Source organism: Wenzhouxiangella marina (assembly GCF_001187785.1).
GTDB lineage: Bacteria > Pseudomonadota > Gammaproteobacteria > Xanthomonadales > Wenzhouxiangellaceae > Wenzhouxiangella > Wenzhouxiangella marina.
This window is the reverse complement of record NZ_CP012154.1, coordinates 2,388,851-2,403,212: the sequence shown is the minus strand read 5'-3', so window position 1 is coordinate 2,403,212 and position 14,362 is coordinate 2,388,851. Positions and strand designations below refer to the sequence as shown.

The following is a 14,362-nucleotide window of genomic DNA, read 5'->3' as shown; positions in this document are numbered from 1 at the left end:
CCATGATCGCGCGATTCACTCAGTGGTATCAGCGGCACTTCTCCGATCCGCAGGTGGTGATTCTTTCCCTGTCCCTGCTGCTTGGCCTGGTGGCCGTCATTCTGTTCGCCCGGATGCTTGCGCCGGTGGTGGCGAGCCTCATCATCGCCTACCTGCTCGAGGGCGCTGTCCAGCGCCTGGAACGCTTCGGCCTGCCACGATTGATGGCGGTCATCTCGGTGTTCAGCGCCTTCGTGACGGCCTTGCTGTTCCTGTTGTTCGGTCTGCTCCCGATGCTGACTCGCCAGCTCGCCGCCATCGTGCAGCAGCTGCCCAGCTACATCGGTCAGGCTCAGGCCTGGCTGGCGACCCTGCCGGAACGCTACCCTCAGCTGGTGGCCCCAGCGGAAACGGTGTCGGCGGCAACGGAACGCGCGGCGACTGCCGCCGAGGGCTTGCCGGCCGAGCAGGCCGAGCGGCAGCTGGCGCTGATATCGGAGGAGCAGCTGTCGCGCATGCTCGACAATATGGGCACCGAACTGGTCAATTACGGAGCGACCCTGGTGTCCTTTTCCGGGGTCATCGGTCTGGCCAGCTTGCTGATCTTTCTAGTCCTCATGCCGGTGCTCGTGTTCTTCTTCCTCAAGGACAAGCGGGCCCTGCTGGACTGGCTGCGGGCCTACATGCCTCGGGATCGCGCGCTGGTCACCAGCGTCTGGAGCGAGGTCGATGCGCAGATCGGGAATTATGTCCGCGGCAAGGTGCTGGAGATTCTGATCGTCTGGGTCGTGACCTATCTGGTCTTCATGGCGCTGGGCCTGCCGTTCGCCATGTTGCTCTCGATGCTGGTCGGTTTCTCCGTCATCATTCCCTACATTGGCGCGGCGGTCGTCACCTTGCCGGTCGCCTTGGTCGCCCTGATCGCCTTCGGGATCGGCGCGGAGTTCTGGTACGTACTCATTGCCTACGCGATCATCCAGGCCCTGGATGGCAACGTGCTGGTTCCGATTCTTTTCTCCGAAGTGGTCAATCTACACCCGGTAGCGATCATCGTGGCTGTCCTGGTGTTCGGTGGCATCTGGGGCTTCTGGGGCGTGTTCTTCGCCATCCCCCTGGCGACGCTGATTCATGCCGTGCTCCGGGCCTGGCCGCGCAAGAGTGAGGCCGATGACGAGGGCGAAGCGGCGCAGTCCGGTGCTTGAGCTCCCATCGGAGGTGCCGGCCGACTGGACCCCTGACCGCTCGCACCATTTCGTTTTCCGCTCCCGGTGCCTCGATCCCCGGACCGGAGAAGTCCGGCTGGACTATGTCCTCGATGGCCTGCAGCTGAGCGAGACGGTGGTGATTCCGGGGGCGCCCTTCGAGCTGCCCGCCGAGCACCGGGCCGCGATCGAAGGCGCCCTGGATCTTCTCCACTGGGTGGCCGGAATCAGCTATTGGAAGGCCGGGTGCCCGAACCACATTCGTTTCGACGGCTCGGGGCCGGACGCATGGCAGTCCCGATGGCTGGATCGGCTCTACCGGGAGGGTCTGGCCGAATTCGCCTATCGCAATCGTCTGGATGTGGATGCCTTTCCGCATTTCCCCGTCGGGCCCGATCGGCCCGCGCAGACCCACGCTTTCGATCTGGCGCGCCGGACCCTGGTGCCGATGGGCGGGGGCAAGGACTCCCTGGTGGCCTGGGCGCGCCTGTCCCGCCTCGACGAACCGCTCGCCAGCGTGCAGATCGGACGCTCGCCGTTGATCCTGCGGATCGGTGAGGTCCTGCCGGGCGAGCACCTGGTCATCGATCGACGCCTCGATCCCGGTCTGGCCCGGCTCAATGCCATGGGCGCCTTGAACGGCCATGTGCCTGTCACCGCGATCAATGCCTCGATCCTGGTGCTGACGGCCTTGCTGCTGGACTATCACCGGGTGGCCTTCGCCAACGAGCGTTCGGCCAGTGAGGCCAGCCTGATCGACACGAAGGGCCGGGCCGTCAATCATCAGTTCTCGAAATCGCTGGAGTTCGAGCGCATGCTCGACGCCTGGGTGCGTCGCTTCGTGCATCCCGAACTGCACGTCTTCTCGGTGCTTCGGCGGGACCGTGAACTGGCCATCTGCCGTGAATTTTCGGCGCTGCCGGAGTTTCATGGCCTGTTTTCCTCCTGCAACCGGAACTTCCATCTCGATGGGCCGCGTGTCCAGCGCTGGTGCGGAGCCTGTCCGAAGTGCCATTTCGTCTACCTGTGCCTGGCGCCGTTCATGTCGCCCGAGGCCTTGCGGGGCATCTTCGGCAAGGACCTGCTGGCCGATCCGGACTTGAGTCCGGGCTTCGAGGCCTTGCTTGCACTGGATGGGGTCAAGCCCTTCGAATGCGTGGGCGAGGCCGAGGAGGCTCGCGCGGCCGTGCGGGCGCTGGCCGCCCAGAGCCGGTGGGCCGCGCATCCGGTCGTCGAGCATCTCGAGGCTCGGTTGCGCGGGTACTCGGTGGCGGACATCGACGCTCTGTGCGAAGCTGGGGGCGAGCAGAACTTGCCGGGGGAGCTGATCGATGCGGCTTGAGCAGTTCAGGGGGGACCGGGTCGCAGTGCTCGGCTTCGGGCGGGAAGGGCAGAGCGCCTGGCGCCTGTTGAAGCAACGTGCTGATCTCCAAGCTCTGGAGGTCTGGTGCGAATCCGGCGCCCTGCCGACCGAGGTGTCGGGCCGGGTAGCCGAATTCGACCAGGGCCTTGCCGCCTACGACGTGGTGCTCCGTTCGCCAGGCGTTCCGGTCGATCATCCCGCGCTCCGCGAGTATCGGCGCCAAGGCGGACGGATCGTCAATCCGTCCTCGATCTTCTTGAGCGAACGCCCCGAGCTGCCGGTCATCGGCGTGACCGGATCGAAGGGCAAGAGCACGACGGCCTCGCTGCTCGCGCATCTGCTCCGGGCCGAGTCCGATTCGGTGGTGCTGGCGGGCAATATCGGCTTGCCATTGCTCGATCAGCTCGATACCACGGCCAGCCTGGTCGTCGCCGAGCTATCGAGCTATCAGTTGGCGGATCTGGAGGGCCGATTGCGCCTGGGGATCATCACCCGGCTGTTCCCGGAGCATCTGGATTGGCACGGAAGCGTCGAGGCTTACTACGCGGTAAAGCTGCGTCTGGCCGAGCTGCTGGATGGCCAGCCGCTGATCATCAATGGCCGGGATCCGGTGCTCAAGTTGGCCACCTCTGCAGTCCCGGGGCGGATCGAGTCGAATCGAGCGCCGTTCTTCAATCGACGCGAAGACGAGCTGATGCTCGATCAGGCGCCACTGCTTCGATCCAGGGATCTGCGTCTGGTCGGGCGACACAATCTCGACAACGCGGCGCTCGCGCTGGAGGCCGCGTGCCTGCTCGGGCGGCCGCTGATGCCGCTGCTCGATGCGCTCAGGAGCTTCCAGGCCCTCGAGCATCGCCTGGAGACCGTGTCCACGGCGGGCGAGCGGCGCTGGATCAACGATTCGATCGCGACCTCTCCCCATGCCACGCTGGCGGCCCTGGAATCGGCGGAAGGGCATCCCGTGGTGCTGCTGGTCGGCGGTCAGGACCGTCCTTCGGATTGGGCGCCTGTCGCTCAATGGTGTCAGAGAAGGCCGTTGCGAGGACTGGTCGTGCTTCCAGACAACGGTGATCGCGTCGCTCGGGCCCTGGAAGCCGCCGGCGCGGTCGAGGCGGCGAAGATCCGCAAGGCAGAGGATCTCGATGCGGCGATTGCTGCAGCGGTCCAGTTGAGTCGGGCAGGGGATACCATCCTGTTGTCCCCGGGCGCGCCGAGCTTTCCGCGGTTTCGTAATTTCGAGGCTCGAGGTCTGCAGTTCCGGGAAGCGATTCAGCGCTATCTGGACCGATCCACCGCGTAGTCCACCAGCACTTCCAGCGCCTGCCGCTCCGGCCCATGGTCCAGTAATCGAAGGCATTCGCGGGCTCGCTGACCCAGGGCTCGGGCTTCGTCCATGGCGGCGTCCAGCGCGCCCACCGATTCCATCAGTAGCCTGACCCGCTCGTGGTCCGGACTGCCACCGGCCTCGATCATTGCGGCGATCGACTGGCGCGTCTCCTCGTCCACCCGCTGCATGGCCAGAATCAGGGGCAGGGTGACCTTGCCCTCGGCCAGATCGTCGCCGAGGCTCTTGCCCAGGGCCTCGCCGTCGGCGCGATAGTCGAGCACGTCGTCGGTGATCTGGAAGGCCTGGCCAAGCAGCAGCCCGAACTCGGCCAGGGCATCGTTGACCGAATCTCCTCGCTTGGCCAGTACGCCCCCGAGGCGGGCGCTGGCCGCGAACAGACAGGCGGTCTTGTCCGAGATCACCTGAAAGTAGGCGTCACGGTCCAGTTCGGCATTGCCCATCTGCATCAACTGCAGCACCTCGCCCTCGGCGATGGTGTTGGTGGTGTCGGCCAGGATGCGCATGACCTGCAGCTGGTCGAGCTCGACCATCAGCTGGAAGCTGCGTGAATAGAGGAAATCCCCGACCAGCACCGAGGCGGCATTGCCCCAGATCCGATGGGCGGTTTCCTTGCCCCGTCGGCGGCTGGACTCATCGACCACGTCGTCGTGCAACAGGGTGGCGGTGTGGATGAATTCGATGATCGCGGCCATCTGCAGATGATCGGACCCTTCATAGCCGGCCGCGCGGGCGGCCAGGAGATGGACCAGGGGGCGCAGACGCTTGCCGCCGCCGCCGATGATGTACTGGCTGATCTGATTGACCAGGACGATGTCGGAGTGCAGGCGCTCGGTGATCAGTTCATCGACGGCCGCGCGGTCGCGGGCCGTGAGGCTCAGAACATCGTCGAGGCTCTGCGGAAGGTCGAGGACGGAGGCATCATTCATGGATTGCCATTATACGAGCGGGGCGTGGCCCGAAAGCAGTCAATCTTCAAGCGGATGATGGGGCGATTTCCTACCCGTCTCCGGGTGCTTCGCCGGCGGCTTGAATGGCCTGCTGTGCTAGACTGACGGTCAATTTCCAACCACAGGGCAAGGGCCCGAGCGAGCATGGCCAAAGGAATCAACAAAGTCATTCTGATCGGCAATCTGGGTGCCGATCCGGAAACCCGTCACACCGCTGGAGGCAGCGCCGTGACCAACCTGTCCCTCGCGACTTCGGAGAGCTGGCGAGATCGGCAGTCCGGCGAGATGCGGGAAAATACCGAATGGCATCGGGTGGTGTTGTTCAGCAAGCTGGCCGAGATCGCCGGTGAATACCTGCGCAAGGGCTCCAAGGTGTACATCGAGGGTCGTCTGCAGACCCGGAAATGGCAGGACCGCGACGGCAACGACCGTTGGACCACCGAAATCGTGGCCAATGAGATGCAGATGCTCGACAGCCGCGGTGACAGCGCGCCCATGCAGGACCGCGGTGGCTCCTACGGTGCCCAGTCGAGTGGCCCGGCGCCCTCCGGGCCGAGCGGCGGCAATCTCGAAGACGATATTCCGTTCTGATCCGATCGGGCGGTGGCCCGGCCGCCGTTCGGTTCCCCGATCGTACTACTGAAAGGCTTCCAATCCGATGACTACCCTTCTCGTGACCGGCGGTGCCGGTTTCATCGGTAGCAATTTCGTGCGTCTGGCGTTGACGGACCCGAACACCCGCGTGATCAACCTCGACCTGCTGACCTACGCAGGCAACCGGGAATCCGTGCAGGATCTCGATCCGGACCGCCATGTCTTCGTGCAGGGCGATATCGGGGATGCCGCCCTGGTCGGCCGTTTGCTGGCAGAGCATCGCCCCGATGCGATCGTGCATTTCGCTGCCGAAAGCCACGTCGACCGTTCGATCGACGATCCCTCGGCCTTCATCCGGACCAATGTCCTCGGGACGCAGGTGCTGCTGGACCGTGCCCTGGACTACTGGCGATCCGGGGCTGCAGATGGCTTCCGCTTCGTCCATGTCTCCACCGACGAGGTCTACGGCACCCTGGGCCCGGACGATGCGCCTTTCGACGAACAGCACCGTTATGCGCCGAATTCACCCTATGCAGCCTCCAAGGCGGCCGCGGATCACCTGGCTCGGGCCTGGCATCGGACCTACGGTCTGCCGGTGATGATCACCAATTGCTCCAACAACTATGGGCCCTACCAGTTCCCCGAAAAGCTGATCCCGCTGATGCTGATCAATGCCCTGGAGGGCGAGCGCCTGCCGGTCTATGGCGATGGCCAGCAGCGTCGCGACTGGCTGTTCGTCGAGGATCATTGCCGGGCGATTGCCCGGGTGCTGGATGCGGGCCAGGCGGGGCGCGTCTACAACATCGGCGGTAACGCCGAGATGTGCAACCTGGACGTGGTCCATCTGCTCTGCGATCTGCTCGACGAGCGCGTGACGGGCGAGCGGCCACGCCGTGAACTGATCGAGTTCGTGCAGGACCGCCCGGGCCACGACCGGCGCTATGCCATCAACGCCAGCCGCATTCGTGACGAGCTGGGCTGGGAGCCCTCGGTCGACTTTGCCGGTGGCCTGGCGGCCACGGTGGACTGGTATCTGGAGCAGCGGGACTGGTGGCAGCGTATCCGCGATGGCCGCTATCGTTCCGAGCGGCTCGGGGTGGCGCACTTCGAGGAAAGCGAATCAGAGGAGCCCGAATCATGAGTCGTCGCGGCATCATCCTGGCCGGCGGTTCCGGTACTCGCCTGTATCCCCTGACGCAGGTAATCAGCAAGCAGCTGCTGCCCGTCTACGACAAACCGATGATCTACTACCCGCTGAGCACTCTCATGCAGGCGGGTATCCGGGAGATCCTGATCATCACCACGCCTCACGAGCAGGACCTGTTCAAGCGCCTGCTCGGCGATGGCCGGCAGTGGGGCATCGAGCTGAGCTACGCCGTGCAGGACGAACCCCGCGGCCTGGCCGAGGCCTTCATCATCGGCCGCGACTTCGTCGCGGGCCAGCCCTCCTGTCTGATCCTCGGCGACAACATCTTCCATGGCGGCGGCATGCGTGAACTGCTGAGCCGTGCCGCCGAGCGCGAGGACGGCGCGACGGTGTTCGGCTATTGGGTCAGTGACCCGGAGCGTTACGGCGTCGTCGAGATGGGCGAGGGCGGACAGGTGCTCTCCCTGGAAGAAAAACCCTCCGAGCCGCGTTCCAATTATGCGGTGACGGGCCTGTATTTCTACGATGGCCGCGCCTGCGACTACGCCGCCTCGTTACAGCCTTCGGCGCGTGGAGAGCTCGAGATCACCGATCTGAATCGCTGCTACCTCGAGGCCGGTGACCTGACCGTCGAAACCATGGGTCGCGGCTATGCCTGGCTGGATACGGGCACCCATGCCTCGCTGCAGCAGGCGGCCAGCTACATCGAGACGCTGGAGTCCCGTCAGGGCCTCAGGGTGGCCTGCCCCGAGGAGATCGCCTTCCGCCAGGGCTGGATCAGCCGCGATGAACTGCTGCAGCTGGCCGAACCCCTGGCCAAGAGCGGTTACGGCGATTACCTGCGCCTGGTGGCGCGGGCAGGCTTTTTCTCGTGATCGTCGAAGAGACCACGCTGCCGGGGGTTCTGGAGATCAAGCCCCGGCTGTTCGGCGACGAGCGCGGCGTGTTCCTCGAAACCTGGCGGCAGGAACGCTACGAGGCGTACGGCATCGGCCCGCGTTTCGTTCAGGCCAACACCTCGCGCTCGGGCAGGGGCGTGCTGCGCGGCCTGCATTATCAGTGGCCCGAGCCCCAGGGCAAGCTGGTCTGGGTGTCCAGCGGCCGGGTGCTGGACGTGGCCGTCGACATCCGACCCGATTCGCCCCACTTTCGCCAATGGGTGGCCTGCGAACTGGACGCAGAGCAGCTCAATCAGCTCTGGGTGCCCGAGGGTTTCGCGCATGGCTTCGTCGTGTTGAGCGAGACGGCAACCTTCAACTACCTCTGCACGCGTCCCTATCGGGGCGAACAGGATCGGGGGATTGCCTGGAACGATCCGGATCTGGCCGTGGACTGGCGCGTCAGCACGCCGGAGTTGTCCGGCAAGGACGCTCAGGCCCCGAGGCTTGTCGATATCGACCCGCAAGACCTGCCGACATGCGCGTCCTGCTGACCGGTGCGGCCGGCCAGCTCGGTCAGCATCTTCAGGCGAGCGCACCGGCCGGCATCGACTTGGTCTGCAGCCGACGCTCCGGGGGTGAGCAGGCCTGCGATCTCGCCGATTGTCAGTCCGTGCTTGCGCTGCTCGACCGGGTCGAGCCGCAATTGATCATCAACGCGGCTGCCTGGACCGCCGTGGATGCCGCCGAGGATCATGAAGAACAGGCCCGGGTGCTCAATGCCGATCTGCCGGGCTGGCTCGCCGACTGGGCCCGGGCTCATGACGCCGGACTGATAAGCTATTCCACGGACTACGTGTTCAGCGGCGAGCCTGGGCGGCCCTGGCGCGAGGATGATCCCTGCGATCCGCAGTCGGCCTACGGTCGGACCAAGCGAGCCGGTGAGCTGAAGATCCTCGACTCCGGTGCGCGCGCCCTGATCCTGCGAACGGCCTGGGTGTACAGTGCTCTACCGGGCAATTTCCTGAGCGCGATCATCGCCCGGGCGGCCCAGGGTCAGGATCTTCGCGTCGTCGACGACCAGATCGGCTCGCCGACCTGGGCGGGCTCCCTGGCCGAGGCCAGCTGGCGACTGGTCGAGCGTTTCGATCGGGTCGACGCGCCGAGCATCCTGCACGTCGCGGGTGCGACGGCGATGAGCTGGTGCGAATTCGCTCGGCGCGCGCTCGACAGGGCGGTCACGGTCGGCCGGATTCCCGGCCCGGTGGGCCTGGAAGCGATCGCTTCGGAGGCCTGGCCGCAGAAAGCCCGAAGACCGGCCTGGTCCGTGCTCGATGTGCGACGGGTCGAGGCGTGGGTCGGCCGACCCATGGACTCGGTGGATGAAGCTTTACAGGAGTGTTTTGCCCGATGGACGACAAGTCAGCCCTGATCCCGGTCATTCTCTCCGGCGGCGCCGGTACGCGCCTCTGGCCAGTCTCCCGTCGTGCCCATCCAAAGCCCTTCATGCGCCTGGCCAGTGGCCAGACCCTGGCAGAAACCACCGTCGAGCGAGCCAGCCGCGTGGCCTCTCAGGGGGTCACCCTGACCGTCACCGGCCGGGATTACTACTTTCTCACCCGTGATCTCTATCAGCAGGGCGCGCCGGAGACCGAACACCACTTTCTCCTCGAGCCCGAGGGGCGCAATACCGCCCCGGCCATCGCGGCTGCCGCACTCTGGGTCGAGTCCCGCTTCGGCGAGGACGCCTGCCTGCTGGTTCAGCCGGCCGACCACCTGGTCCGTAACGTCGCCGCCTTCGAACAGGCCGTGACCAAGGCCCATGCCCTGGCCAGCGAAGGGTGGCTGACCTGCCTGGGGATCCAGCCGACCCACCCTGAAACGGGTTTCGGCTACATCCGCGCCGGATCCGCCATCGAAGATCGGGGCCTGAGCATCGAGGCCTTCGTGGAAAAACCCGACCTCGAGACCGCGCGCCGCTACGTCGAGTCCGGGCAGTACCTCTGGAATGCCGGCATGTTCTGTCTGCGTGCCCGAACGCTTCTCGATGCCATGGCGGAACATGCGCCCGACATCCTCGCAGGCGTTCGAGAGACCTGGCAGGCCTCGTCCACCGATCAGGAGCCTCTCGAGCTGGATTCGGTCAGGTTCGCGCGCGTCCGCGCCGACTCGATCGACTTCGCCATCATGGAGAAAGCGCGCAAGCGAGCCGTGGTGCCGGTCGACTGCGGTTGGAGCGACATCGGCTCCTGGCAGGCGATCAGCGAGCTCTACGAAACCGACGCCCTTGGCAATCGCGTGCAGGGCGAGGGCGTACTGGTCGATTCACGCAATACTTTCGTACAAGGGGAAAAGCGCCTGGTCGCGGCCGTGGGTGTGGACAATCTGGTCATCGTCGACACCGGTGATGCCGTGCTGGTGGCCAGCCGTGAGCGCGCTCAGGAAGTCAAGGCCGTGGTCGACGAACTGACCCGCCAGGACCATGAATCCGCGGTCTTTCACCGGACCGTCCATCGCCCCTGGGGTCGCTACACCGTGCTGGAAGACGCCGATGACTGCAAGGTCAAACGCCTTGTGGTCCGCCCCGGCGGCGTCCTGTCCCTGCAGCGGCACGAGCACCGCAGCGAACACTGGACCGTGGTCGGCGGAACGGCGAGCGTGCGCGTCGGCGACGAAGAGTTCGATCTCGGTGCCGGACAGACCGTGCAGATTCCCGTCGGTAGCTTGCATCGCCTGGAAAACCGTGGCCAGGTGCCGGTCGAGATCATCGAAGTGCAGACGGGCAGCTACTTCGGCGAAGACGATATCGAGCGCCTGGAGGACATCTATGGCCGCGCCTGACCGTCTGCGAGCCAAGGCTGGCCTGGTCAGCCTGCTGGTACTTGCTCTCGTCGCCTGTCAGGCTCCGGCCCCTCGCGAAGACGGACCGGGCAGGGAAGCGACGAGCACGGACCCGGAAATCGCGCAGTGGCGTGCCGAGGCCATGGACTGGCGTCAACGCCGCCTGGCCCGGCTGACCGAGCCGCACGGCTGGCTCAGCCTGGTCGCCCTGGAACCCCTGAGCGAGGGGCGTTGGCTGATCGGCTCGGACGAGGGCAATCATTTCCGCGTCTCTTCCGGCCCAGAGCACTGGGGTGACCTCGTGGTCATCGGCGAGCGGGTCTGGTTCGAGCCGGCTCGGCCAGGAGCCGTGCGAATCGACGGTCTGCCGGCCGAGGGCGAAACCGAGTTACTCGCCTTGCGCGATGAGGGGCCGACCGAAGTCGAGGCTGGAAGCGTGCAATTCCACCTGATGCCGCGCGCGGGTCAGCCCTACCTTCGCATCCGCGACAGCGAGTCGCCCGTCCGGACCGGATTCCGCGGCCTGGACTACTTTCCCTTCGATCCCGATTGGCGGATCACCGCCCGCTGGGTGCCGAATCCGCCGGGTCAGACCCTGCTGATCGCCAACGTGCTCGGGGAGCTCAACCAGGATCCCAACCCGGGCATGGCCGAATTCGAAGTCGACGGTCGGACCGTCGGCCTGCAGGCCGTGCTGAGCGAGGACGGTCAGGAGCTGTTCTTCATCCTGGCCGATCGCACCTCCGGCCGCGAAACCTACGGGCTGGGGCGCTTTCTGTACAGCGAGCTACCGGAAAACGGCGAAGTCGTGCTGGACTTCAACCGGACCTACAACCCCCCCTGTGCTTTCACCGAGTACTCGACCTGCCCGCTACCGCCGCCTGAAAACCGCCTGGATCTGAGAATCGAGGCCGGCGAGTTGAAGTACTGAGACGAGCGCCGAAGAGGCGGCGAACGCTCGAGGGTAGGTCGGCGGGCTTCGCCGACCGGGGTGTCTGGTTCAGTCTGCCGGGTCCAGTTAGAGCTGCTCAGTAACGACTCTCCATGGCCAGGAATATGCGCTCGTCATGATCGGCCGAGCTGGGGTCGGACTGCTCGGTGTCACCCACTCGATAGGTGGCCAGGACATTCCAACCGCACCGCTCGGCCAGTCTGATCAGTCCGGGCGCAGAGAAGATCCAGTAGTTGGTCGGATCACCGTTGCATTCCTCCGGAGCCAGCAGATAGGCCAGCGGCGCTGCTTCCAGTTCGAGCTTGCGATCCGCCGTCTGGCGAGCAATGCGTGTGCTCAGGAAGCAGAATCGGCAGCGTTTGGCGAGCGTTTCGAGGATATAGAAGGGGTTCTTGAGGTGATAGAGGATGCCTAGGAAGAAAACCAGGTCATAGCGCTCGGAAGGCAGGTCGAACTGCGTGTCCAGATCCACCTCATGAATGGCCACCTTGCTTGAATTCAATCGCTCTCGCAGCGTGCGGGCACCGTCCAGACCGTTCCAGTTGGTGGCTGGCCAGTCGATCAGGTCCGCGCTGGTGCCGAACTGCTCCAGGAAAAAGGAAAGGTCGCCATCGGCCGCACCGATGTCGGCGATATGACCGCCCTTGAACATCTCCAGGCTGCCTTCCGGCAGTTGCTCCATGAGCTTTTCCAGGTGCCAGAGATTGGCCAGGATGTCGTAGGCATACCAGGTCTTGCCGGGCACGGGAGGCTCGGCTTTCACCGATTCGAGCTTCGATTTCCAGTCCGTGGCATGACGGAGCACGTCGGCGTAGCTTGCAATACTGAGGCGGGGCGAATCGACTGCGTCGGGCATAATCGTGGATCCTCGGGAAAATCATGGTCGCGGCCAGGGCCGCGCATGGCTGGTCAAGGTTTCGGAACGCTGCGGTGTGCACCTTATGGAAGCGCCCACCCAGAAATCAGGTCCGAATCCTACACCAGCCAGACTTGATATACCGGGTCTTGGCGAGGCTTCGAGCAGCTCAGGTCCTTTCCACAGCACGAAAGCCAGCGGTTCGGGCCGCTTGAAACCACCGCCGCCTTTCGGCGTTTCCGTTTTGCTTGCCAATCGTATGCGGCGCTTCGATGGTTCCGAGGCATCGGATCGGAGTCTCGTCGAGTCCGGGGCGGCTTGGAAAAGTGGTGAGCTGGGCTCGCCAAGAAGCGCCCTGGCTCGGAGCTTTTTTCAGGTTTTTTTAGCGAACCCGATCACGTTTCCGGTCCTGGATTCCGAACCAACTCGAACTCCAGAGATTAATTCCGCTCGGACGATGAACTTTAGAACTTGCGCATGTTCTTAACTTGCGAAGGGGGTAAATGCAGCATCGGGTCATTCGGAGCCGAATGAGTGATTCGAGACTGCCTTGAACAACCAAGTCAAGGCTCGCAGGAGCCGAGGAGAGAGTCAGATGAATACGAAACGACTGTTCAATGCAACCGTGCTGGCCTTTGCACTGAGTTCACCGGTCATGGCGCATCACCCGGCTGAAGACATCATCAGTGACGATGTCTGGCAGCGGATCGACGACATGCTCGAAGCGGCGGACAGCCCGCATCTTACCCTCGATTTCGATGACGCGATGGGTTCGATGGGCGTCGCCAGCACCGGAGGCGCTTCCGGAGGCATGGCGCTGGCCACGACCGTGACCGTGTACAGTGAAGCCGCCGATGAGTACCTGATCTATGTCGATGAAGCGATCGACATGGTGCAGGCCGAGTCGGCTCAGAGCACCGGTTCGAGGTCTGGATCGGACGTCTTCGTCGAGGCTCAGGACCTCGGGAACGGTTTCACCGAAATCACCCTCTACGAACCGATCGGTTCCGCCTCGACGCCGGGAGCTTCCCGCTCACGCTGAGCTTCGAGTCCTGCAAAAAAGCCCGGGCCGCCATGGCCCGGGCTTTTTCCTTTTCGGTCACCGCAGGAACCCGCTTCGCCAGCTCGATCAGCGATCCGCTCCGAGCTCGGTGTTCTCGATGCATGCCTGGGGCCACACGCTGATCAGCGGCCCTTGAAGACCGCCTCGCGTTTTTCCAGAAAGGCGCTGGTGCCTTCCTGCATGTCCTCGGTCGCGCAGCACAGCGCGAAGCGCGCCGTCTCCAGAGCAAGCCCGGCTTCGAGGTTGATCTCGGCGCCCTGAAGCGTGGCTTGCAGAATGCCGCGAACGGCTTCCGGCGCGGCCTTGACCAGGGGCTCGGCGAAGGCCTTGACGGCGTCTTCGAGCTGCGCCTGGGGAACGACCTGGTTGACCAGGCCGAGGTGCAGCGCTTCGTCGGCCTTGATCGGATTGCCGCTCAGGGCCATGGCCAGGGCCCGGGTCGTGCCGACCAGGCGCACCAGGCGCTGGGTGCCGCCGAAACCGGGCATGATGCCGAGCTTGATTTCCGGGAGCCCCAGACGCGCATTGTCGCTGGCGATGCGCAGATGGCAGGCCAGGGCCAGCTCCATGCCGCCGCCCAGAGCGAAGCCGTTGATGGCCGCAATGACCGGTTTGTCCAGGCTCTGGATCATGCTCATCAGGTTCTGGCCGAACTCGGAAAAGCTGCGCGCCTCGGTCGGGGACTGCTCGCGGATCTCGTTGATGTCGGCGCCGGCCACGAAGGCCTTGTCTCCGGCACCGGTGATGACGATCACGCGGACCTTGTCGTCACCGCTGGCGTCGATGATCGCGCCGTAGAGTTCCTGCAGGGTCTGGCGGTTGAGGGCGTTGAGCTTGCTCGGGCGCTTGACGGTGATGGTGTGGATGCCGCCGCGGGTGACGACGGCAAGGTTTTCATAGGCCATGGGGACGTCCTGAATTCGTGAAACGGGGGTCGATCAGGCGTCGGATTGTAAACCACGGACCATCAGTGCGGCAGCGAGGCCAAGCAGGCTCGCTCCAGCGGCCAGGCAGAACAGGCCCTCGCAGAGCGGGGCGATCGGAGTAAGCAGGGCCTGCAGTTGTTCGAACAGTCCGGGCAGGACATCGATCGAGCCGAGCAGGGCCTGGAGCCCGGCGCTGATCCCGGCCAGACCGACCGGGATCAGGAGCAGACAGCTTGCCAGATGCGTCAGAGACATGGTTGCTGAGC

At 64.7% G+C, this 14,362-nt stretch carries 15 protein-coding genes; 11 read left to right on the top strand and 4 right to left on the bottom strand.

The genetic code is table 11. The features are described 5' to 3' along the window. The first annotated feature begins 2 nt into the window (after positions 1 to 2). From WM2015_RS10250 to murD, 3 genes are read left to right on the top strand one after another with little or no spacing between them, the layout of a single operon-like run. Positions 3 to 1,181: an AI-2E family transporter gene (locus tag WM2015_RS10250; RefSeq protein ID WP_049725958.1), complete on the top strand. Its 1,179-nt coding sequence runs from the start codon at positions 3 to 5 to the stop codon at positions 1,179 to 1,181. Then, positions 1,147 to 2,523, top strand: a complete 1,377-nt coding sequence (locus WM2015_RS10245; protein WP_169751149.1) for a MurL-like N-terminal domain-containing — start codon at positions 1,147 to 1,149, stop codon at positions 2,521 to 2,523. Before WM2015_RS10250 ends, WM2015_RS10245 begins: the two co-directional genes overlap by 35 nt. Continuing rightward, positions 2,513 to 3,844, top strand: a complete 1,332-nt coding sequence (murD, locus tag WM2015_RS10240) for a UDP-N-acetylmuramoyl-L-alanine--D-glutamate ligase (RefSeq protein ID WP_082169650.1) — start codon at positions 2,513 to 2,515, stop codon at positions 3,842 to 3,844. Before WM2015_RS10245 ends, murD begins: the two co-directional genes overlap by 11 nt. On the opposite strand, the gene WM2015_RS10235 is transcribed toward murD, so the two are convergent. Next, positions 3,820 to 4,818: a polyprenyl synthetase family protein gene (locus tag WM2015_RS10235; protein WP_049725955.1), complete on the bottom strand. Its 999-nt coding sequence runs from the start codon at positions 4,816 to 4,818 to the stop codon at positions 3,820 to 3,822. The genes murD and WM2015_RS10235 overlap by 25 nt on opposite strands. A 165-nt stretch (positions 4,819 to 4,983) precedes the next feature. On the opposite strand from WM2015_RS10235, the gene ssb reads away from it, so the two are divergent. The 7 genes from ssb to WM2015_RS10200 all read left to right on the top strand — a co-directional run bounded on the left by ssb (position 4,984) and on the right by WM2015_RS10200 (position 11,230). Continuing rightward, positions 4,984 to 5,430 (top strand): single-stranded DNA-binding protein, encoded by a 447-nt coding sequence (gene ssb, locus WM2015_RS10230; protein ID WP_049725954.1) that lies wholly within the window; start codon positions 4,984 to 4,986, stop codon positions 5,428 to 5,430. Positions 5,431 to 5,497: 67 nt separating this feature from the next. Then, positions 5,498 to 6,574, top strand: coding sequence for a dTDP-glucose 4,6-dehydratase (gene rfbB, locus WM2015_RS10225; protein ID WP_049725953.1), 1,077 nt, complete (start codon positions 5,498 to 5,500; stop codon positions 6,572 to 6,574). Next, positions 6,571 to 7,455, top strand: coding sequence for a glucose-1-phosphate thymidylyltransferase RfbA (gene rfbA, locus WM2015_RS10220; protein ID WP_049725952.1), 885 nt, complete (start codon positions 6,571 to 6,573; stop codon positions 7,453 to 7,455). The genes rfbB and rfbA overlap by 4 nt, the downstream gene beginning before the upstream one ends. Beyond that, positions 7,452 to 8,012, top strand: coding sequence for a dTDP-4-dehydrorhamnose 3,5-epimerase (rfbC, locus tag WM2015_RS16050; RefSeq protein WP_049725951.1), 561 nt, complete (start codon positions 7,452 to 7,454; stop codon positions 8,010 to 8,012). The genes rfbA and rfbC overlap by 4 nt, the downstream gene beginning before the upstream one ends. Then, positions 7,997 to 8,890 carry a dTDP-4-dehydrorhamnose reductase gene (gene rfbD, locus WM2015_RS16045; RefSeq protein WP_049725950.1) on the top strand — a complete coding sequence of 298 codons (894 nt, stop codon included), beginning with the start codon at positions 7,997 to 7,999 and terminating at the stop codon, positions 8,888 to 8,890. The genes rfbC and rfbD overlap by 16 nt, the downstream gene beginning before the upstream one ends. Further along, positions 8,869 to 10,299 carry a mannose-1-phosphate guanylyltransferase/mannose-6-phosphate isomerase gene (locus WM2015_RS10205; protein WP_049725949.1) on the top strand — a complete coding sequence of 477 codons (1,431 nt, stop codon included), beginning with the start codon at positions 8,869 to 8,871 and terminating at the stop codon, positions 10,297 to 10,299. Before rfbD ends, WM2015_RS10205 begins: the two co-directional genes overlap by 22 nt. Continuing rightward, positions 10,286 to 11,230, top strand: coding sequence for a DUF1684 domain-containing protein (locus WM2015_RS10200; protein WP_049725948.1), 945 nt, complete (start codon positions 10,286 to 10,288; stop codon positions 11,228 to 11,230). The genes WM2015_RS10205 and WM2015_RS10200 overlap by 14 nt, the downstream gene beginning before the upstream one ends. 97 nt (positions 11,231 to 11,327) lie before the next feature. On the opposite strand, the gene WM2015_RS10195 is transcribed toward WM2015_RS10200, so the two are convergent. Then, a complete protein-coding gene (locus WM2015_RS10195; RefSeq protein WP_049725947.1) occupies positions 11,328 to 12,107 on the bottom strand; it encodes a class I SAM-dependent methyltransferase in 780 nt (259 codons plus the stop codon). 595 nt (positions 12,108 to 12,702) lie between these two features. On the opposite strand from WM2015_RS10195, the gene WM2015_RS10190 reads away from it, so the two are divergent. Beyond that, a complete protein-coding gene (locus WM2015_RS10190) occupies positions 12,703 to 13,149 on the top strand; it encodes a hypothetical protein (protein ID WP_049725946.1) in 447 nt (148 codons plus the stop codon). A gap of 143 nt (positions 13,150 to 13,292) precedes the next feature. Here the strand turns inward: WM2015_RS10190 and WM2015_RS10185 are convergent, their stop codons facing one another. Together WM2015_RS10185 and WM2015_RS10180 are read right to left on the bottom strand one after the other, a co-directional pair. Then, positions 13,293 to 14,075 (bottom strand): enoyl-CoA hydratase/isomerase family protein, encoded by a 783-nt coding sequence (locus tag WM2015_RS10185; protein WP_049725945.1) that lies wholly within the window; start codon positions 14,073 to 14,075, stop codon positions 13,293 to 13,295. A 33-nt stretch (positions 14,076 to 14,108) separates the two neighbouring features. Continuing rightward, positions 14,109 to 14,351, bottom strand: coding sequence for a hypothetical protein (locus tag WM2015_RS10180; RefSeq protein WP_049725944.1), 243 nt, complete (start codon positions 14,349 to 14,351; stop codon positions 14,109 to 14,111). Positions 14,352 to 14,362 lie beyond the last annotated feature (11 nt).